Source organism: Neolewinella xylanilytica, from assembly GCF_002934605.1.
In the GTDB taxonomy this organism is placed as follows: Bacteria; Bacteroidota; Bacteroidia; order Chitinophagales; family Saprospiraceae; genus Neolewinella; species Neolewinella xylanilytica.
Window position 1 is genome coordinate 2,010,574 of sequence record NZ_PTJC01000006.1, and the last position, 15,998, is coordinate 2,026,571.

At 57.7% G+C, this 15,998-nt stretch carries 13 protein-coding genes; 6 read left to right on the forward strand and 7 right to left on the reverse strand.

Annotation, left to right across the window (positions count from 1 at the left end; all coding sequences use genetic code 11):
- Positions 1 to 9: 9 nt before the first annotated feature.
- Positions 10 to 480, reverse strand: a complete 471-nt coding sequence (locus CLV84_RS22010; protein WP_211295280.1) for a DUF1573 domain-containing protein — start codon at positions 478 to 480, stop codon at positions 10 to 12.
- Positions 481 to 619: 139 nt separating this feature from the next.
- On the opposite strand from CLV84_RS22010, the gene CLV84_RS17565 reads away from it, so the two are divergent.
- Positions 620 to 1,135 (forward strand): shikimate kinase, encoded by a 516-nt coding sequence (locus CLV84_RS17565; RefSeq protein ID WP_104421054.1) that lies wholly within the window; start codon positions 620 to 622, stop codon positions 1,133 to 1,135.
- Between the two features lie 4 nt (positions 1,136 to 1,139).
- On the forward strand, positions 1,140 to 2,543 hold the full coding sequence (locus CLV84_RS17570; RefSeq protein ID WP_170067759.1) for a S8 family serine peptidase: 1,404 nt from the start codon (positions 1,140 to 1,142) through the stop codon (positions 2,541 to 2,543).
- A gap of 195 nt (positions 2,544 to 2,738) precedes the next feature.
- On the opposite strand, the gene CLV84_RS17575 is transcribed toward CLV84_RS17570, so the two are convergent.
- A complete protein-coding gene (locus CLV84_RS17575; protein ID WP_104421056.1) occupies positions 2,739 to 4,082 on the reverse strand; it encodes a dihydroorotase in 1,344 nt (447 codons plus the stop codon).
- A gap of 184 nt (positions 4,083 to 4,266) precedes the next feature.
- Between CLV84_RS17575 and CLV84_RS17580 the strand changes: the two genes are divergently transcribed.
- Positions 4,267 to 4,932 carry a hypothetical protein gene (locus CLV84_RS17580; RefSeq protein WP_104421057.1) on the forward strand — a complete coding sequence of 222 codons (666 nt, stop codon included), beginning with the start codon at positions 4,267 to 4,269 and terminating at the stop codon, positions 4,930 to 4,932.
- A gap of 38 nt (positions 4,933 to 4,970) precedes the next feature.
- On the forward strand, positions 4,971 to 5,606 hold the full coding sequence (locus CLV84_RS17585; protein ID WP_104421058.1) for a deoxynucleoside kinase: 636 nt from the start codon (positions 4,971 to 4,973) through the stop codon (positions 5,604 to 5,606).
- A 10-nt stretch (positions 5,607 to 5,616) separates the two neighbouring features.
- Here the strand turns inward: CLV84_RS17585 and CLV84_RS17590 are convergent, their stop codons facing one another.
- Complete coding sequence (locus CLV84_RS17590) at positions 5,617 to 8,577, reverse strand: PEP/pyruvate-binding domain-containing protein (protein ID WP_104421059.1); 2,961 nt, start codon at positions 8,575 to 8,577, stop codon at positions 5,617 to 5,619.
- 135 nt (positions 8,578 to 8,712) lie between these two features.
- Here CLV84_RS17590 and CLV84_RS17595 point away from each other — a divergent pair, with 135 nt between their 5' ends.
- Positions 8,713 to 9,810, forward strand: coding sequence for an endonuclease/exonuclease/phosphatase family protein (locus CLV84_RS17595; RefSeq protein ID WP_104421060.1), 1,098 nt, complete (start codon positions 8,713 to 8,715; stop codon positions 9,808 to 9,810).
- Between the two features lie 89 nt (positions 9,811 to 9,899).
- Positions 9,900 to 10,742 carry a S24 family peptidase gene (locus CLV84_RS17600; RefSeq protein WP_146088853.1) on the forward strand — a complete coding sequence of 281 codons (843 nt, stop codon included), beginning with the start codon at positions 9,900 to 9,902 and terminating at the stop codon, positions 10,740 to 10,742.
- An 85-nt stretch (positions 10,743 to 10,827) separates the two neighbouring features.
- On the opposite strand, the gene CLV84_RS21910 is transcribed toward CLV84_RS17600, so the two are convergent.
- The 4 genes from CLV84_RS21910 to CLV84_RS17620 all read right to left on the reverse strand — a co-directional run bounded on the left by CLV84_RS21910 (position 10,828) and on the right by CLV84_RS17620 (position 15,829).
- Positions 10,828 to 11,571, reverse strand: a complete 744-nt coding sequence (locus tag CLV84_RS21910; RefSeq protein ID WP_170067760.1) for a T9SS type A sorting domain-containing protein — start codon at positions 11,569 to 11,571, stop codon at positions 10,828 to 10,830.
- A gap of 1,581 nt (positions 11,572 to 13,152) precedes the next feature.
- Positions 13,153 to 13,797: a T9SS type A sorting domain-containing protein gene (locus CLV84_RS17610; RefSeq protein ID WP_104421062.1), complete on the reverse strand. Its 645-nt coding sequence runs from the start codon at positions 13,795 to 13,797 to the stop codon at positions 13,153 to 13,155.
- Between the two features lie 1,115 nt (positions 13,798 to 14,912).
- Positions 14,913 to 15,335 (reverse strand): OsmC family protein, encoded by a 423-nt coding sequence (locus CLV84_RS17615; RefSeq protein WP_104421063.1) that lies wholly within the window; start codon positions 15,333 to 15,335, stop codon positions 14,913 to 14,915.
- A complete protein-coding gene (locus CLV84_RS17620; protein ID WP_104421064.1) occupies positions 15,332 to 15,829 on the reverse strand; it encodes a VOC family protein in 498 nt (165 codons plus the stop codon). The genes CLV84_RS17615 and CLV84_RS17620 overlap by 4 nt, the downstream gene beginning before the upstream one ends.
- Between the last annotated feature and the right edge of the window lie 169 nt (positions 15,830 to 15,998).

Sequence of the window (15,998 nt, forward strand, 5' to 3'; positions counted from 1 at the left end):
ACGTAACGTTTATTCATTGATGACCGTCCCGTCTACGTAAATCGTAGTTATGGACGGATTGGTGTTGGCCGTAAGGGTCACGGGCTTGCGTTGCCGGCCGTACTTGTGGGTGGTATTAAAAACGACTTCCACGGTTCCGGTTGCTCCCGGTGCGACCGGCTCCTTCGGGTAACTCGGAACGGTACACCCACAGGTGGAACGGGCATCCGTGATGAGAAGCGGCAGCTTACCGGTATTGGTGAACGCGAAGGTATGCCGCACGATGGTGCCTTCCTTTACCTCCCCGAAAACATATTCGGTTTCGGCGAAATCCATGGTGGCCGCCGTTGAGCTGTCCGGCGCCGATTCCGCCACGGCGTTGCGGATTACCGCCGCGTTGCCGGCGGCCGCGGGGGCCACCGTCTCGGCCGGCGGTTGCGGATCTTCCGCGCAGGCCAAAATTACGGTAAGCGGCAGGCAGTTTAGCAGCAGCTTGAGCATACGGGGGTTAGTTGAGCGCCAAAGATAAACACCCAGCGCCATCCGCATACCCAACTAGCCGGGTCCGCCGGCCCGCGCGGGAGGATTAAACCCTGGCGAGCGCTTATCTTCGCCTGGATCACACAAATCAGCAACGGTAATGCGCGTTTTTCTTACCGGCTTTATGGGTTCGGGAAAGAGTTTCTCCGGGCTGCGGCTCGCTGCGAAAATGGGGTTGCCGTTCATCGATCTGGATGACCTGCTGGAGCAACGGGCCGGCATGCCGATAACCCGGCTTTTTGCCAACCACGGGGAAGCCCATTTTCGGCAATTGGAAGCCCAGCTGCTGCGCGGCTTCGACACCCTTCCCATGTTCGTGGTGGCCACCGGCGGCGGTACGCCCTGCTTCCACGACAATATGGAGTGGATGAACCAGCACGGCCTCACCGTTTTTATCGACCCGACCGTCGACATCATCGCCCGCCGCCTGAGTAAAGAACGCGACAAGCGCCCCCTGCTCCACGGTGGCGACGACCTGGTCAGCCTCATCGAAACGAAATTGCAGTCGCGACGGAGTTGCTACGAAAAGGCCACTTATCACGTCCGCCAGACGAATCCAAAACAGGACATGGTGCGTTTGATCGATGCGCTCCTGCAACAACCCGACGCATTTTAACTCCATGAATAAACTTCTTTTCCTCCTACTGTTGCTGGTTTTCGGTGGCGGTCTCCACGCCCAGGAAGCGGCAGCGAAGGGTCTGTACTTTATCGGCTTTCGCGACAAGGTCGGCACCCCGTACACCATCGAGGAGCCAAGTGCCTTTCTCAGTACGCGGGCCCTCGACCGCCGCGATAAGGTCGGTCAGGCCATCACCGAACTGGATCTGCCCATCAGCCCGGACTACGAATCCCGCATCACGGAGCGCGGGATCGACATCTGGCTCCGCAGTAAATGGATGAATGGCGTAGTCGTGCCTGCAACCGAGCAACAGGTCGGTGAACTCCGTTCCCTGGAATTCGTCGACACCACCTTCTTCGCCGCTCCCCTACAGTACGAACGCTCGGTTTCGGCACCCCGCCCCACCGACTTCAACCAGCCCGCGCCGGTGGTTCAGCCCGTCCCCGTCACGGAAACCTTCTACGGCTTCGGCTACAAGGATCTCGCCCGGATGAACGGCGATAGCCTCCACCGCCTGGGATACCGCGGCCGCGGGGTTTGGGTGGCCGTTTTTGACGGAGGATTTCCCAGCGTCGGTTACAAAGACTTCCTCGGCTACGACCAGTTGGAAGCCGTCCCGGGTAACTACGACCTGGTGGAGCAAGACAGTACGGCCCTCGACGGTTCCACCCACGGGGCAACGGTGCTCAGTACCATGGCCGCCCACCACCCTTTTTTCTTCATCGGCACGGCTCCGGAAGCTAAGTACCTGCTGTTTAAAACCGAAAACAGCCGGGGCGAACACCGCATGGAAGAGGTCAACTACGCCATTGCGCTAGAACTGGCGGATAGTGTAGGCGTGGACGTCGTGAACAGCAGCCTGGGCTATACCACTTTCACGGACCCCTCCATGGATTATACTTACCAAGATCTCAACGGCATCACCTCACCGGCCTCCGTGGCAATCGGTCGGGCGTTCGAACGCGGTATGATCATCGTCACCAGCGCCGGGAATAACGGAGCAGACGAGTGGAAGTACATCGGTATTCCGGCCGACGCGCCCCAGGCCCTCAGTATCGGAGCCCTGGACGCAACCGACGAGCGGGCTTACTTTAGCAGCTTCGGACCGACCCCCGACGGACGGGTCAAGCCAGACGTTAGCGGACCGGGCGTGATGGTCGCCGCGGTGGCCGCGAACGGACAGGGCATGACCGGCGCGAATGGAACCAGCCTCAGTGCGCCCTTGATTACCGGGCTGGTCGCGTGTCTGCTGCAGGCCGTACCGGAGGCTACCAATCAGCAGGTTCTCGACGCCATTCGGGCTACCGCTTCCCTGACCGACGCACCCGACGAGGCCATTGGATACGGCAAACCGGACTTTGCCGCCGCTTACCGCTACCTCCTCCGGGAGGTCGGACAGCCTTAGGACCAAATTTTTCGGCAGAATTTGTTCCAGCAAGCGGAGATGTGTATTTTTGGGAGTTCCCAACCTCAACCACATCGTATTGTTGGTGTTGGAAGCCAGGAAAAAGCCGGCACCCCGCCGGCACCGACTTTTTTATTTGGTATCAGTAAGTTGGAACGAGCCCCGGCATCATTGATGACCGGGGTTCTTTTTTGGCTAGCGGTCAAATGCCAGCCGTTCCCCCCTCACCTCGTCGATTACCCGACCATTCGCGTAGGCTAACCGGCCGCTGACTATGGTCTCCCGTACCCGGCCGCGCAGCGTCATGCCCTCCAGCGGCGACCACCCCACGTGGTACAGGATGTTCTCGGGAGCCACCGTCCAGGTTTCCTGCGGATCGTAGATCACCACGTCGGCGTGCAATCCCGTATCCAGGTAGCCCCGCCCGGCCACCTGGTAGCAGATCGCCGGGGCGTGGCACATTTTTTCCACGATCTTTTCCAGGGTGATGTGTCCGGCTTGTTCCAGGCGCATCATCATGTCCAAACTGTGTTGCACCAGTGGCAGGCCTCCCGGCGCCTTGAAATAGTCGGCCTGTGCCTTTTCGCTGGCCGTGTGGGGGGCGTGGTCGGTGGCAATCACGTCGAAGTGGTCGTCCAGCAGAGCGGGCAGCAGCGCCGACCGGTGGTGCTCCGACTTTATCGCGGGATTACATTTGATGCGGTTGCCCAGCCGCGTATAGTCATCGGCGTTGAAAGTCAGGTGATGCACGCATACCTCGGCGGTAATGCGCTTATCCTTTAACGGAATATCGTTACGGAAGAGTGACACCTCGTCGGCCGTACTGATGTGGAGGATGTGCAGGCGGGTGTTGTGGCGTTGTGCCAGTTCGATGGCCAGGCTACTACTGAGGAGGCAGCCTTCCGCCGAGCGGATATTGGGGTGCTCCCACACGGGGATTTCCGTCCCGTACCGCTCCCGGGCGGCAGCAGCATTTTGGCGAATGGTCGCCTCGTCCTCACAGTGGGTAGCGATCAACAGCGGACTGCGGGAGAAGAGGGCATCCAGGGTTTTCTCGTTGTCCACCAGCATATTGCCGGTGCTGCTGCCCATGAATATTTTCAGGCCGCAAACCCGCTTGGGGTCGGTCCGCAGCGCTTCATCCAGATTATCGTTCGCCGCGCCCATGTAGAAGCTGTAGTTCGCGACGCTGGTGGCCGCACCGATCCGGTATTTTTCCTCTAGTAAAAGTTGGGTCAGGGTGGCGGGGACGACATTGGGCATTTCCATAAAACTCGTCGTCCCGCCAGCTACGGCGGCCCTGGCCTCACTGCCGATGGTGGCCTTGTGGGTCAGGCCCGGCTCGCGAAAATGAACTTGGTCGTCGATGATCCCCGGAAGGACGTAACAGCCGGTGGCGTCGATCTCCCGGTCGGCCGCGACATCGATCGCCTCCCCTACCCGCTCGATGATACCGTCGCGAATAAGCAGGTCGCCTTCGGTTCGTTTGCCCCGATTGACGATGGTTCCCCCCTTGATCAGAATGCTTCCTTTGGCCATGGTTGTTGCTTTTGCGCCAAAGTAAGCAAGCGTCCACCGACTTTAGGAACCCGTTAATAGATTCATCACACAATTTAAGACGGCCAGGTGCAACCTTTACCGTATTGCTTCGCCCTTACTACCATCGCGTTCCGGCTTTCGGCGAGGACGCGGGAGCAATGTTCACTCAGTAAAACGCAACGCTATGAAACAGCTATTTACCTTTTCCCTCCTGTTCGCGACGGTTCTCCTATCCGCCCAGAACACCTCTCCGATTCTCGCCTACCACGCGCAGACGGTCGTCCCTGCATACCACGCTGCTGGCGCCGACGACGAAGGTACCCACCGATTTTCCCTTCGCCGGGAGCGTACCCTCCTCGGTGATCTCGATTTGAGTGGTGCTTGGGGTGGCCCCACTTACAACTACTCCTCTACCGGACAGGACTGGGCGCTCGTCCGCGGCGGCTTCGGCGGCCTCGAGTTTAGCGAAACCGTATTTCTCGGCTACGGTGGCTGGAGCGCCCGCGAATCCTTCACGACGGACGATGCCGACGATAATGTCGACGCTCCGGAGTATGACTTCCGGCACGGAGGATTCATCATTGCGGTGAGCCCCGGGGCCGACAATGTAATTCACCCCCGCTTCACGGCCATCGTCGGTCCCGGCCGGATCGACGTGGAAGGCGTGCGCGACCGGATGCTCATCGGACAATTGATGGGTGGCGTGGAGCTAAATCTCTTCCAGTGGTTCCGTCTGGGCATCGAAGGCGGTTACCGCTTCGCCAGCGGTGTGGACTCCGAGAAGGTGACCGCCGCCGACGTCAGCGGTGCCGTCGTTCAGATCGAAGCGCGCTTTGGCTGGAGCTGGTAAGCGGAACTCCGCCGGCTCCGCTTTACCTTTGCGGGCCTATGGAGAATACGCCCATCAAGCACGTTGCCATCGCCGGAAACATCGGCGCGGGAAAAACCACCCTATGCCGTCAACTGGGGCAGCATTTTGGGTGGGAAATCCACTACGAGAGCGCGGAAAATAATCCCTACCTAAGCGACTTCTACGACGATATGCAGCGCTGGAGCTTCAACCTCCAGGTCTACTTCCTGCATAATCGCTACAAGCAGATCATCGACATACAGGAGGGCAACCACACCGTCATTCAGGACCGGACCATCTATGAAGACGCCCACATCTTCGCGCCCAACCTCTTCGGAATGGGCCTGATGACGGAACGGGATTTCAACAGCTACAGCCAGCTGTTCCATACCATGACCAGTCGCATCAAGGCACCCGATTTGCTCATTTACCTCCGTGCGGGTATCGGCACCCTCGTGGCGCACATCGAGAATCGCGGTCGCGACTACGAGGGCAGTATGAGCCTCGACTACCTGAAGCAACTGAATCGTCGTTACGAAGACTGGATCCGCAGCTATCACGACGGCAACATTCTGATCATCAACGTCGACGAGGTCGATTTCGTCAATAAAAAGGAAGACCTCGGCCGCGTCATCGAGATGGTCAGCGGCAAGCTCCACGGCTTATTTCAGTAGGTAATCGGGGTCAGCTTTCCGGCCCCACGTCCAGTCGGCTTCCCAGGTCGATGTACACCCCTTCGCGGTCGGGGGGCGTGATGCCCTGCAGGTATTCCGAAGACTGCGCCTGGTCGTTCTCCACGAAAGGACGGATCTGGAACAACCAAATCTTGTCGTCCTGAAAGCCCAGTTCCACGTCGAACGGGCCCTGGTCTTCCATTCCATCCGCTTTCGGCATGATCCGCTCCACCCGCTGCCCGAGCTCGTAGAGGTCCCGCAGATTTCGATCGGTGAGTATTCGTTCGTTAAAGGCGGCCGGAACCATGACGCTTCCTCCGGTAACCGGCAGCCGACGGTGCATGCGTTCCCGGGCGGGCGCCTGCAGGGTCGCGCTACCGTACCGGTCGATAAGGTAGCTTTCCGCGGCCTGACCGTCCACGGCTCCACCCGCTCCGCGACTAAAGGCCACCGTGATGTCGTCGTCGTTGCCGTTGCTTACCCCTTTGGTGATCATGACACCGGAGTACGCCACGTCCACGCTGGGAATGATAAGGATGCTCGGAAACACGTTTTCCGGATTGAGCAAGTAGCGCTGCCGCCAGCGGTAACTCCGTTCGGTATAGGGGCTCGCCCACACTTCTTTAATGCCCTCGATGATGCCCTCCCGATCGACGACGTTGAAAACGGTCTTATTCAGGCCCGCGCCGGTGAATTCCGCCAGGTCCTCCATATTCGTGTCGGACCGTAGGAATACCGGAACCTCACCGAAATCACCCCCCAGTTGGTTCCGAAAGCCTTCATCCAACTGCCGCAAAAGATGCTCCGACAGCTCGATCCGGTCGATCGCATTCCGCAGCGTCGCCAGTTGCTCAAGGGTATACGCTTCGACTTCGCGCTCGCTCCGGCCCGCTTCCTCCATGCGGGCGGCCTCGGCGAAGCGGTCGTTGAGAAACTGCCAGTAGGAAGTTCCTTCCGCCTGTCCGGGCATCTGTTGGTCCAGGTGCTCCCGGAATATGCCAAAGGGAATGACGAGCCCGTCGACCACGTTCTCCGGGAAAAGTTCTTTGAGCTGTCCGAGGTTTGCCGCCTTCGGTCCGCTACGTACGCCACTGTCCTCGCTGTTGACCTCACTCAGGTTGAGCACTTCCCGGGTACTCAGGTCGAGGCGATCGATCGGTACCCGGATTCGTTCCTGGTTACGCTCCTTTACCGCAAAAAGCTCCCGTTCCTGCTCGGAGAGTTCGTCGGCCGGTTTCATCACTACGGTTCCGCCACTGGATACGGCGAAGAATACTTCCTCTCCGTCGTATTCCAGCAATTCCTGGAACTGCTCCTCGCTGATGACGGCGTTCGGGATGCCCAGGTTCCGCGCTAATAACTGTACGTGGCTGACCGGGTTGCCCTCGCTTACCGTCAGGATGCCTCCTACCGGTTTCAGATCCGCCGGAGGACGGCTGAAGACGAATATATCGCGGTTATTGACCTCCACCTCATCCGGTGCGCCTTCGATCAGGTGAAGGGTTCCGCGGGCGTACCCCGGATTTAGCCCCCGGGCCTGCGCCTGGGTGTTGATGTCCATTAATGCGTTCCCGGAGTCGCTGTTCCGTGCCAGCCAGTCACCCAGCTCGCCAACGGCTTGCCCGAGCGGCAACAGCACCGACCCCCGGATCTGGTCGTCCAGGAAACCGAGGGCTGCGGGTTCGAAGCGGGCGTACCGATCTACGACGTCGCCGTAGGTAGCCCGGTTGGTGGCCGTCCCCCACTCCACGAAGCGGCGGGCGTTATCAAGGTAGTCGTCGAGCATCCTCGGCCAGATGTACTGGTAGCCGGGATCCGCCAGCATCGACCAGGCAGCATCGTACTCCCACAGCTCGACGAAGCCGGTACCGGCGGCGGCCTGACCGAGGTAACAGATTTTTTCCATTTGGTCGCGGGCGGTTTCCGCCGGGTATTCGGCGGCCGTACGAAAGATCAGGTCACCGAGTTCGTTCACGACGTCGATGAGCCGCAGCCGATCCAGCGGCAGCCGGTCGTAAGCGACCAGGTCCTCCCGGATGGTCACTAGCAGGTCCGCGGCAGCGGTGAGTCGGGAAACCGCGTCGGCCGCTTCCTGCTGGGCTACGAAGGTCGACAGGCGATCTTTCAGCGGATCACCGGTCGGCAACTGGCGCACCAATTCGGCGATGTTTTGGAGGCCGCTGCCACCGTAAGCGCGGTCGATATCGGCCGCCAGCGTTTCGGCGGCGGTGTAGAGATCGCGCTCGCGTAGTTCGTTCTCGTTGTCCGCCGTGAATTCCCGCACGGCACCGGCGTCTCCGGCACCCGGGCGGCCATGGATTTTGATGCGCAGGTCCATAAACGGCTCGTACTGGTCGGCAATTTCCTTACTCACCGCGCGGATGCGCTGGTTCAGGTCGGTATCACCCCGGTGGGGGATATCGCGCGCCGCCTGGACGATCAGGTAAAAGTTTTCCCGCAGCACGTCCTCCCGGTCGAGTAGCCAGCGGAAGAAGCCTCGCCCCCATTCCTCCTCGTCCTCGACCTGAAAGGCGCCGCGGTAATACCGGGCGCGTTCGAGGATCCAGCCATTGTCTGCGGCGACGAGGTAATCGTTCAGCTGGTACTGCTTCAACCGGCTGTGGTCGGATTCCGCGTCCCAGAACGCATCATATTCGGTGTCGGCGAGAATCTGGCCGAAATAAAGGTCTTCCTCGCGCATCAGGCGCTTGATCTCCGGCTTGTAGTCGGCGTGCTGGCGGGCATCGGCATCGTCCGGACAGGGGTCGCGGGCGGCGCGCAGGCTACCGTCCGAGCAGAACCAAAAAATGCCCCGGTAGGGCCCCCGGGCATCGGCACGGTAGCTTTCGATCAGTTCCGCGATCCGCTCGTCCTCGTTTTGGGCGCCGAGCGCGGGTGCGAAGCAAAGTAGGCAGCTGAGCAGGGTCAGCCGAAATAGCAACTTAAAGGGGCGCGTAGAGGTCGCAATCATTCGTTGTAGGTTGGAAGGGCAATGCATCATATACAACCAGGAGCAATGCCCCGTTCGCTGAGGTGTAAGCTTTGTTAGGTACCCGTGTGAACATAGGTCGGAATACTCCTTTATACACGAAATTTGTTTGTACACGTGATTGCACTCCGCATATTAGCTTACGTACTCGGTATTATCGGAGTCGTAGGAACGCTACTCCCGTTTTTAAAGTATGACGACTGGTGGATCAGAGGGTTTGATTACCCCCGACAGCAGCTCGTCGTCATCCTCCTGCTGTCTGCGGTCTGTTGGTTCCTATCCAATTCGTCGAGTGACACGCTCAATATCTCGATTGGCGTAATTCTGACCCTCGCGGCGCTCTATCAGGCGTACCGAATTTATCCTTACACCCCTTTACACGGGAAGGATGCCCGGGCGGCAATGGTCCTCCACGACACTTCCGGACACCTGACCATCATGATGAGCAACGTACTGCAGACCAACCGCCGTACCGACCTGGTCATCGACCTCGTGCTCGAAAAGGATCCGGACATCCTCCTCACCGTTGAAACCAACCAGTGGTGGGAGGAGAAGCTGGCGGAAGGGTTGGCCAAAAAATATCCGTACCGCGTCAATATCCCATTGGAGAACCTGTATGGTATGCACCTCTGGAGCAAAATTGAATTGATAAATCCGGAGGTGAAGTACCGCATCAAGGACGACATCCCCGGTATCGATACCCACATCAAATTGCCGAACGGCCGCGAGGTAGATCTCTATTTTGTACACCCCATGCCCCCCAGTCCCACCGAGGCTTACGCAAGTACCGGCCGCGACGCCGAACTCTCGCTGGTCGGCCTGCAGGTTAAGGAAAGGGAACACCGTACTGCCATCGTCGCCGGCGACATGAACGACGTGGCATGGTCTCACTCGTCCCGCCTGTTCCAGCGCATCAGCGGACTGCTGGACCCCCGCCGGGGCCGCGGCCTCTTCTCTACGTTTCACGCCGAATATAGCCTCCTACGCTGGCCGCTCGACCACGTGTTTCACTCCTCGGACCTTACCGTGGCCGGGCTGGAACGCCTTCCCTACGTAGGCAGTGACCATTTCCCCGTACTCATCCGATTAAGCTACGAGCCGCAGCAGGACGACAACCAGGGAGAAACGCCCGAAGCCGACGACCTGGAAGAAGCCCGCGAAACGATTCAGATGGGGGAGCGCAACGAAGATGATGCCGTCATCAAAAATGAGTAATTCGCAAAAAAGGAATAACTCCCAGACCCGTCACCTCATCCCTTACGTTAGCCGAGTCTATATTTGCCGCCCGCTAACCTTACCGCTCCATGAAAAATGTCGTTTCTCAACGCTTTATCAAATGTCACGATAAGCTCAAGGCGGAGAAACGCATTCGGTCCAGCCGCGCTTTCGCCATGTCGCTCGACTACCTGCCGCAGTCGCTCAGCGAGATCCTGAAGGGCCGCCGCGACGTGACCATCGAGCTGCTCCGGCAGGCCATCAATAAGTATAAGCTCAACCCGGTCTACCTGTTTACCGGCGACGGCCCGATGTTCATGACGGAGGAAAGCAACCAGAACTTCCGGGTACTCACGACCATCACCACGCCCAACAGCGACGAAATGATCGTCCACGTTCCCCTGCCCGCCCAGTCGGTCTACGCCGGCGAACTCGGCGACCCCTCCTTCGTGGAAAGCCTGCCGGCCTTCAGCCTGCCCGATTACAAATACAAGGTGGGCACCCACCGGAGCTTCGACGTTCCCGGAAACAGCATGGAGCCTACCCTCTTCGAGGGAGATAAGGTAGTATGTGCTTTCCTGGAACCCACACTCTGGGAAAGCGGCATCAAGGATAACTACGCCTACGTGATCGTCACCCGTAGCGACGTGGTGGTGAAACGCGTCCGCAATTACCTGAACGACACGAAGGAACTTGAGGTCATCTCCGACAACAGTTTTTACGAAACCTACCGGGTGCCCCTCTCCGACCTCCGGGAGATTTGGTACGTTCGTGCCCGCATCACCCCCTTCCTGCCCTCCCCCCAGAACATCCAGCGCTACGTTCACGACGAGATGAAGGAACTTAAAGCCACCATCGCCCAACAGGGAAAGCTGATCAACCGCCTCGGCGTATCCGTGGAAAAAGCACTGGGGAACCGGCGGGATTCCTGAATAATCGGGTACCAGCCGTCACCAAATGAAAAGGTCCCGTGGTTTCCAACCACGGGACCTTTTATATTTCCTGAGAAGGGTTCGGCTACCGGACGACCAGTCGTTCCGTAACCGAGCGGCGCCCGTTGCTGATCCGGGCCAGGTAAATTCCGGGAGTCAGATCGGCGGTCGGTAAGCCCAATCGGTCGGCATGGGCGTACCGCAGTTGAACGACCCGCTGCCCGTTCGCGGCGAACAGTTCGAGGGAGATGCCCTCCCGGCCCCAGTCTTCACCGAGCTGAAGGCTAGCTTCGGCTCCGGCGGCGATCGGGTTGGGGAATAGCTTTAGTCCCTCGGTAGCCGTACCCGCGTCGATCACGATCACGTCCGATAGCGCCTCCGTACCGTCAAAGTCTACCTGCCGGAGCCGGTAGTAATTTTTGCCGGTCGAGAAATCGCTGTCGTAGTACGTATAGTACCGCATTTCCGTGGTGGTACCCGCGCCTTCCTCCCGGCCGATGGCCGTAAAGGTGAAGCCGTTGATCGACCGCTCGATGAAGAAGTGGCTGTTGTCGGTCTCGTTGGCGGTCTCCCAGCTCAGGGCAACGTGATCGTCGCGTAGCGTGCCGTCGAAGGTGAGAAGCTCGATGGGCAGGGCGATCGCCTGGATGATGCACGCCCGGTCCTGAATGGTGGGGTCGTTCCGCAGGGCCACCTTGTCTTCACAATTGCCCATGTTGCCGTAGATGGCTACGGCGGGATTTAGGGTGTTGACTAGGGCACCGCGTACGGTTACGTTGCAGGGGAGTTGGGTGCAGTCGCTTAGGGCGGCGTTGTTGACTACTGCCAATGAGTCATCCACTGTATTGAGTGAACTGAAATCGTATAGGTTTTCTATCAAGTCGTTACCGCTAATAAATATCGAACCTGCTGAACCAAGCAATTCAAATCCTTTTAGTCCGGATTCAATGACTCCAGCAGTGACATTGTTATAGGAACTTGGCGAGAGTGCGTCATTTTCCTCAATAACAAGTTGGCCGCTTACAGTCTCAAGTCCATATAGCTGACTAGTACCAGGAAGTATTGTGTTACCACTCAAAATTAAATCACCAGATAACTCAGTTATACCCGTGAATTCCCCAATAGACCTCAATTGTTCATTATCTGAAATATCGATGTTGTCAAACACGAATAAGAACTGGGTACCCATGGATTCTAAAGATGCATTGTTTCTGACAATTAGATCATGCATGACTGCGAAGTAATCGGGCACGTTAAATATTGGACTTAAGGATTGTAAAGATGAATTCTCCTCAATCCTCACCAAATTCACATAATCTGGTCCTTCAGGCATGGCGAGATTTAAATCTACGCTAATAGTCTCTAAGAAGGGATTTTTATTAATGATCAGAGCCTTTTTCACTGATGCCTTTAAGCTTGACACAGTTAGAAGATTAGCGTTGGATCCAATCCAAAGTGTATCAACATTCAGCTCCGTTGATTGGCCGAACGTACCAAACGTTGATAAAGACCGGTTTTGACGTACGATAATGTTGGTTCCTACAAACTGGACAGAGGACAAATTGGTAAAAGTGGTTAAGCCGGTGTTTATGAAATACATCCCCCCGCCGACACTAGCCAATAGAGTTGCATTTAACACCCTTAGGTTTGTATCACTGGCACGAATATCTCCACCAACTGATGTCAAATTTGGCAACCGCAATGTATATAATGCACTACTGACAGTTGGATTTTCGGCTATAATAATATCGCCAAGGATTTGCTGGACACTGGACGTAATAGTTGCATTGGAAAACATCGGCTTTGGAAACACATTTGTTGTTCCAGGACCACCGATGATTAGCCCTCCTAAACTGGATAGATTAGCGAAGGCTGCGAGTGGATCCTTTTCATTAACCTGTGACGCGGTATAGTTGACAATTACTAAGTCGCCATCAATAGTTGTGATGGCATCTAAATTGTCTAGGTTATTCCATACCTCAGTTGGGTTTATGGTCACAGAACCGGCAACAGAGGTGAATTTATTACCTCCAGACATAAAGTTATCAATGTCAGTTTGGGTTTTAAATTCAACACTACTCGGATAAGTTTGTGATAGAAGAGTGGCAGATGCCAATAGGAATGTGATCAATGATACGGCCAAGTATCTATATGGACGATCAAGAACGATCAGTAAAGTTTGATTCATAAGAGTTCATGTTTGTAAAGTGTCAAAGAATGTAAAACGAAATAGGAAGGCATCCACCCCCCCATGGTCATGGGGAAGTTCCTACCTGGTAGTTGCCTGCTAGCTACAGGCAAAGGGCGACCCGGCGGGTCAGCCCTGAAAACGGCGGTTCGACCGCGGAAGGATAAGGGTAAGGGGTTAAGTGAGTGAACGAAGGAAGGTGAGTGAAAGTGAGCCATGTATTTACCGAACGACGACGTGGCGCGTGAGGGTGCGGTCGCCCTCACTGATGCGTACGGTGTAGGTGCCGGGGCCGAGATCGTGTACACGAACCTCCAGCGGGGTGCCGATAGCGTAAGTGAAGTAGGTTACGGGTTGACCGCTGTTGCGGACCACCTCGACGCCGACGTTCGCACCTTCCCAGTCACGGGAAAGCCCTATCGTGACCGCCCCGTTAACCTTGCTGGGGTAGACATAGGTATTCGTCGTCATTTCAGAGCGAACTTGCAGGTCGATCGCTTCAGAAAGTTCGAAAGCACCTCCGGTAGCCAGTCGTCTCAGCCGGTAGGAATAGGCGCCGGGCAGTACGTCGGCATCTCGGTAGCGGTAGAGTCCGTCGGACGACAAATCATCCGGGGGATCGACTTGACCGACGGGCTGGAATTCGCTTCCGTCTTTAGAGCGCAGTATTTCGAAGACCGCGTCATCTTCCCGGGAGAGTGCCTGCCAATAGAGCACGACGCCACTTCCGTCGATGTACTCGCCGTGGAGGCCGATGACGACAGTCGTTGGTGCCGGGACAGCAGGGTTACCTAGCACTTTGGTCGGGGGCAGCAGCAGCATGGCAAAAGCCAGGCCGAGGCCGTAGAGAGTAAGGTTTTGTTTCATAGAGAGAAAATTGATCGATGATCACATTCCTTCAACGGGGGGGTATAGGCCTTATTGCTAGTTAAGATTTCTTGTTAAGCCTTACGGTTTGGCTTGCCGCGGTGGTTGGGAAAGCATCGGTCGTCCGCCCAGCGTAGCTGGTCTGCCAACGGGTTTGGGGGGATAGCTTTATCGGGGTTGCTGGGCCGACGAGCGATTGAAAGCGCACCGGCGGCATTGCATTTCCCCGGTAGCTCGGCGGACCAGCTACGACCCGTCGTCGGCACAGCTCCGCTGGTCGGCCGACGGGTCGGGGGGATAGCTTTATCGGGGTTGCTGGGCCGACGAGCGATCGAAAGCGCACCGGCGGCAATGCATTTCCCCGGTAGCTCGGCGGACCAGCTACGACCCGTCGTCCGCACGGCTCCGCTGGTCGGCCGACGGGTCGGGGGAATAGCTTGATCGGGGTAGCTGGGCCGACGAGCGATCAAAAGCGCACCGGCGGCAATGCATTTTCCCGGTTGCTCGGCGGAGCAGCTACGACCTGTCGTCCGCACGGTTCCGCTGGTCAGCCGACGGGTCGGGGGGATAGCTTGATCGGGGTAGCTGGGCCGACGAGCGATTGAAAGCGCACCGGCGGCATTGCATTTCCCCGGTAGCTCGGCGGACCAGCTACGACCCGTCGTCGGCACAGCTCCGCTGGTCGGCCGACGGGTCGGGGGGATAGCTTGATCGGGGTAGCTGGGCCCACGAGCGATCGACAGCGCACCGGCGGCATTGCATTTTCCCGGTAGCTCGGCGGAGCAGCTACGACCCGTCGTCCGCACGGCTCCGCTGGTCGGCCGACGGGTCGGGGGAATAGCTTGATCGGGGTAGCTGGGCCGACGAGCGATCGAAAGCGCACCGGCGGCAATGCATTTTCCCGGTTGCTCGGCGGAGCAGCTACGACCCGTCGTCCGCACGGCTCCGCTGGTCGGCCGACGGGTCGGGGGGATAGCATTATCTGGGTAGCTGGGCCGACGAGCGATCGACAGCGCACCGGCGGCAATGCATTTCCCTGGTAGCTCGGCGGACCAGCGTGACCGTAGCTCGGCGGACCAGCGTAACCGTAGCTCCGCGGAACAGCATCGACCGGCCTATTCTGCGGCCGATACTTCGTACGACCAGGTGATGTTCACGCCCCCCGCCTTCAGCATCAAAGACACGCTACAGAGCTTTTCCATACTTAGCCGACAGGCGCGTTCCGCCTTTTTTTCATCCAGCGCTCCGTAGAGCCGATAGTGCAAATGAATATCGGTAAAGACCCGCGGCTCGGTATCCACGCGCTGGGCCTCGACGGAGACCCGGATATCCTGTAAATCCTGTCGTTGTTTTCGGAGCAACAGTACGATATCGATACTGGAACAACTGGCCACGGCGGCCAGCACCAACTGCATGGGGCGCATGCCGAGGTTATGCCCACCGATATCGGGGCTGCCGTCGGTCCCGACGGTGAGGCCATCCTCGTTTGCGATTTGGAAGTTGAAGTCTTTATCGAGCCGGGTAAGTTCTACTTTCATTTACTGCTACGCGTTTTTTGCCAGGCTAAGCGGTTGTCATTGATCTCTACCCAGTACCCGTCGGGGTCCTGAATGTAGACCTGCCGTACCCCGTCGGGCCGCTCATTGGTTTGCATCGCTTCGCCGGTCCAGGTTTCGAAAGCGATGTTTTCCTCCCGCAGGTGTTCGACGAAACCGTCGAAGTCGGCCATGGCGATACAGAGGTGCACGCCCTTGGGGGTGACTACATCCACCTCGTCGGTTTCGATAATGTGCAGGGCCATTCCTTCTCCCAGTGAAAACCAAACCCGGCGGTTATTGCCGGTGCCGTTGAAGATGGTGTCGAGCTGAAACACCCGCTGGTAAAAGGCGGAACTCGCAGGCAGATCGGTCACGTTGATGGCGTAATGATCGAAGCTGGCCCGAAAGGGACCGTTCTCGGTACCGAAGGGAATTGATCGGGGTGAACAAGCCAAAGCACCCACACAAACAACAAAAAGAATCAGATACCGCATGCGACTATATTAGGCCGGCAAGATAAGGTGCCCGACAGAACTTCGGATTTCATGCCCGGGATCCAAGCCTCCGAATCGGGACAGCAAAATCAAAAAAAGAATGCAACCCTTTCGTACGGCGCTATCCGCTTCAGCGTAATTTCGATGCATTATTCTAAGCCCAATGGTG

What these genes read in the sequence shown, in the direction of transcription:
- CLV84_RS22010 (WP_211295280.1), bottom strand. Translation starts at nt 480, where the DNA reads ATGCTCAAGCTGCTGCTAAACTGCCTGCCGCTTACCGTAATTTTGGCC.
- CLV84_RS17565 (WP_104421054.1), top strand. Translation starts at nt 620, where the DNA reads ATGCGCGTTTTTCTTACCGGCTTTATGGGTTCGGGAAAGAGTTTCTCC.
- CLV84_RS17570 (WP_170067759.1), top strand. Translation starts at nt 1,140, where the DNA reads ATGAATAAACTTCTTTTCCTCCTACTGTTGCTGGTTTTCGGTGGCGGT.
- CLV84_RS17575 (WP_104421056.1), bottom strand. Translation starts at nt 4,082, where the DNA reads ATGGCCAAAGGAAGCATTCTGATCAAGGGGGGAACCATCGTCAATCGG.
- CLV84_RS17580 (WP_104421057.1), top strand. Translation starts at nt 4,267, where the DNA reads ATGAAACAGCTATTTACCTTTTCCCTCCTGTTCGCGACGGTTCTCCTA.
- CLV84_RS17585 (WP_104421058.1), top strand. Translation starts at nt 4,971, where the DNA reads ATGGAGAATACGCCCATCAAGCACGTTGCCATCGCCGGAAACATCGGC.
- CLV84_RS17590 (WP_104421059.1), bottom strand. Translation starts at nt 8,577, where the DNA reads ATGATTGCGACCTCTACGCGCCCCTTTAAGTTGCTATTTCGGCTGACC.
- CLV84_RS17600 (WP_146088853.1), top strand. Translation starts at nt 9,900, where the DNA reads ATGAAAAATGTCGTTTCTCAACGCTTTATCAAATGTCACGATAAGCTC.
- CLV84_RS17610 (WP_104421062.1), bottom strand. Translation starts at nt 13,797, where the DNA reads ATGAAACAAAACCTTACTCTCTACGGCCTCGGCCTGGCTTTTGCCATG.
- CLV84_RS17615 (WP_104421063.1), bottom strand. Translation starts at nt 15,335, where the DNA reads ATGAAAGTAGAACTTACCCGGCTCGATAAAGACTTCAACTTCCAAATC.
- CLV84_RS17620 (WP_104421064.1), bottom strand. Translation starts at nt 15,829, where the DNA reads ATGCGGTATCTGATTCTTTTTGTTGTTTGTGTGGGTGCTTTGGCTTGT.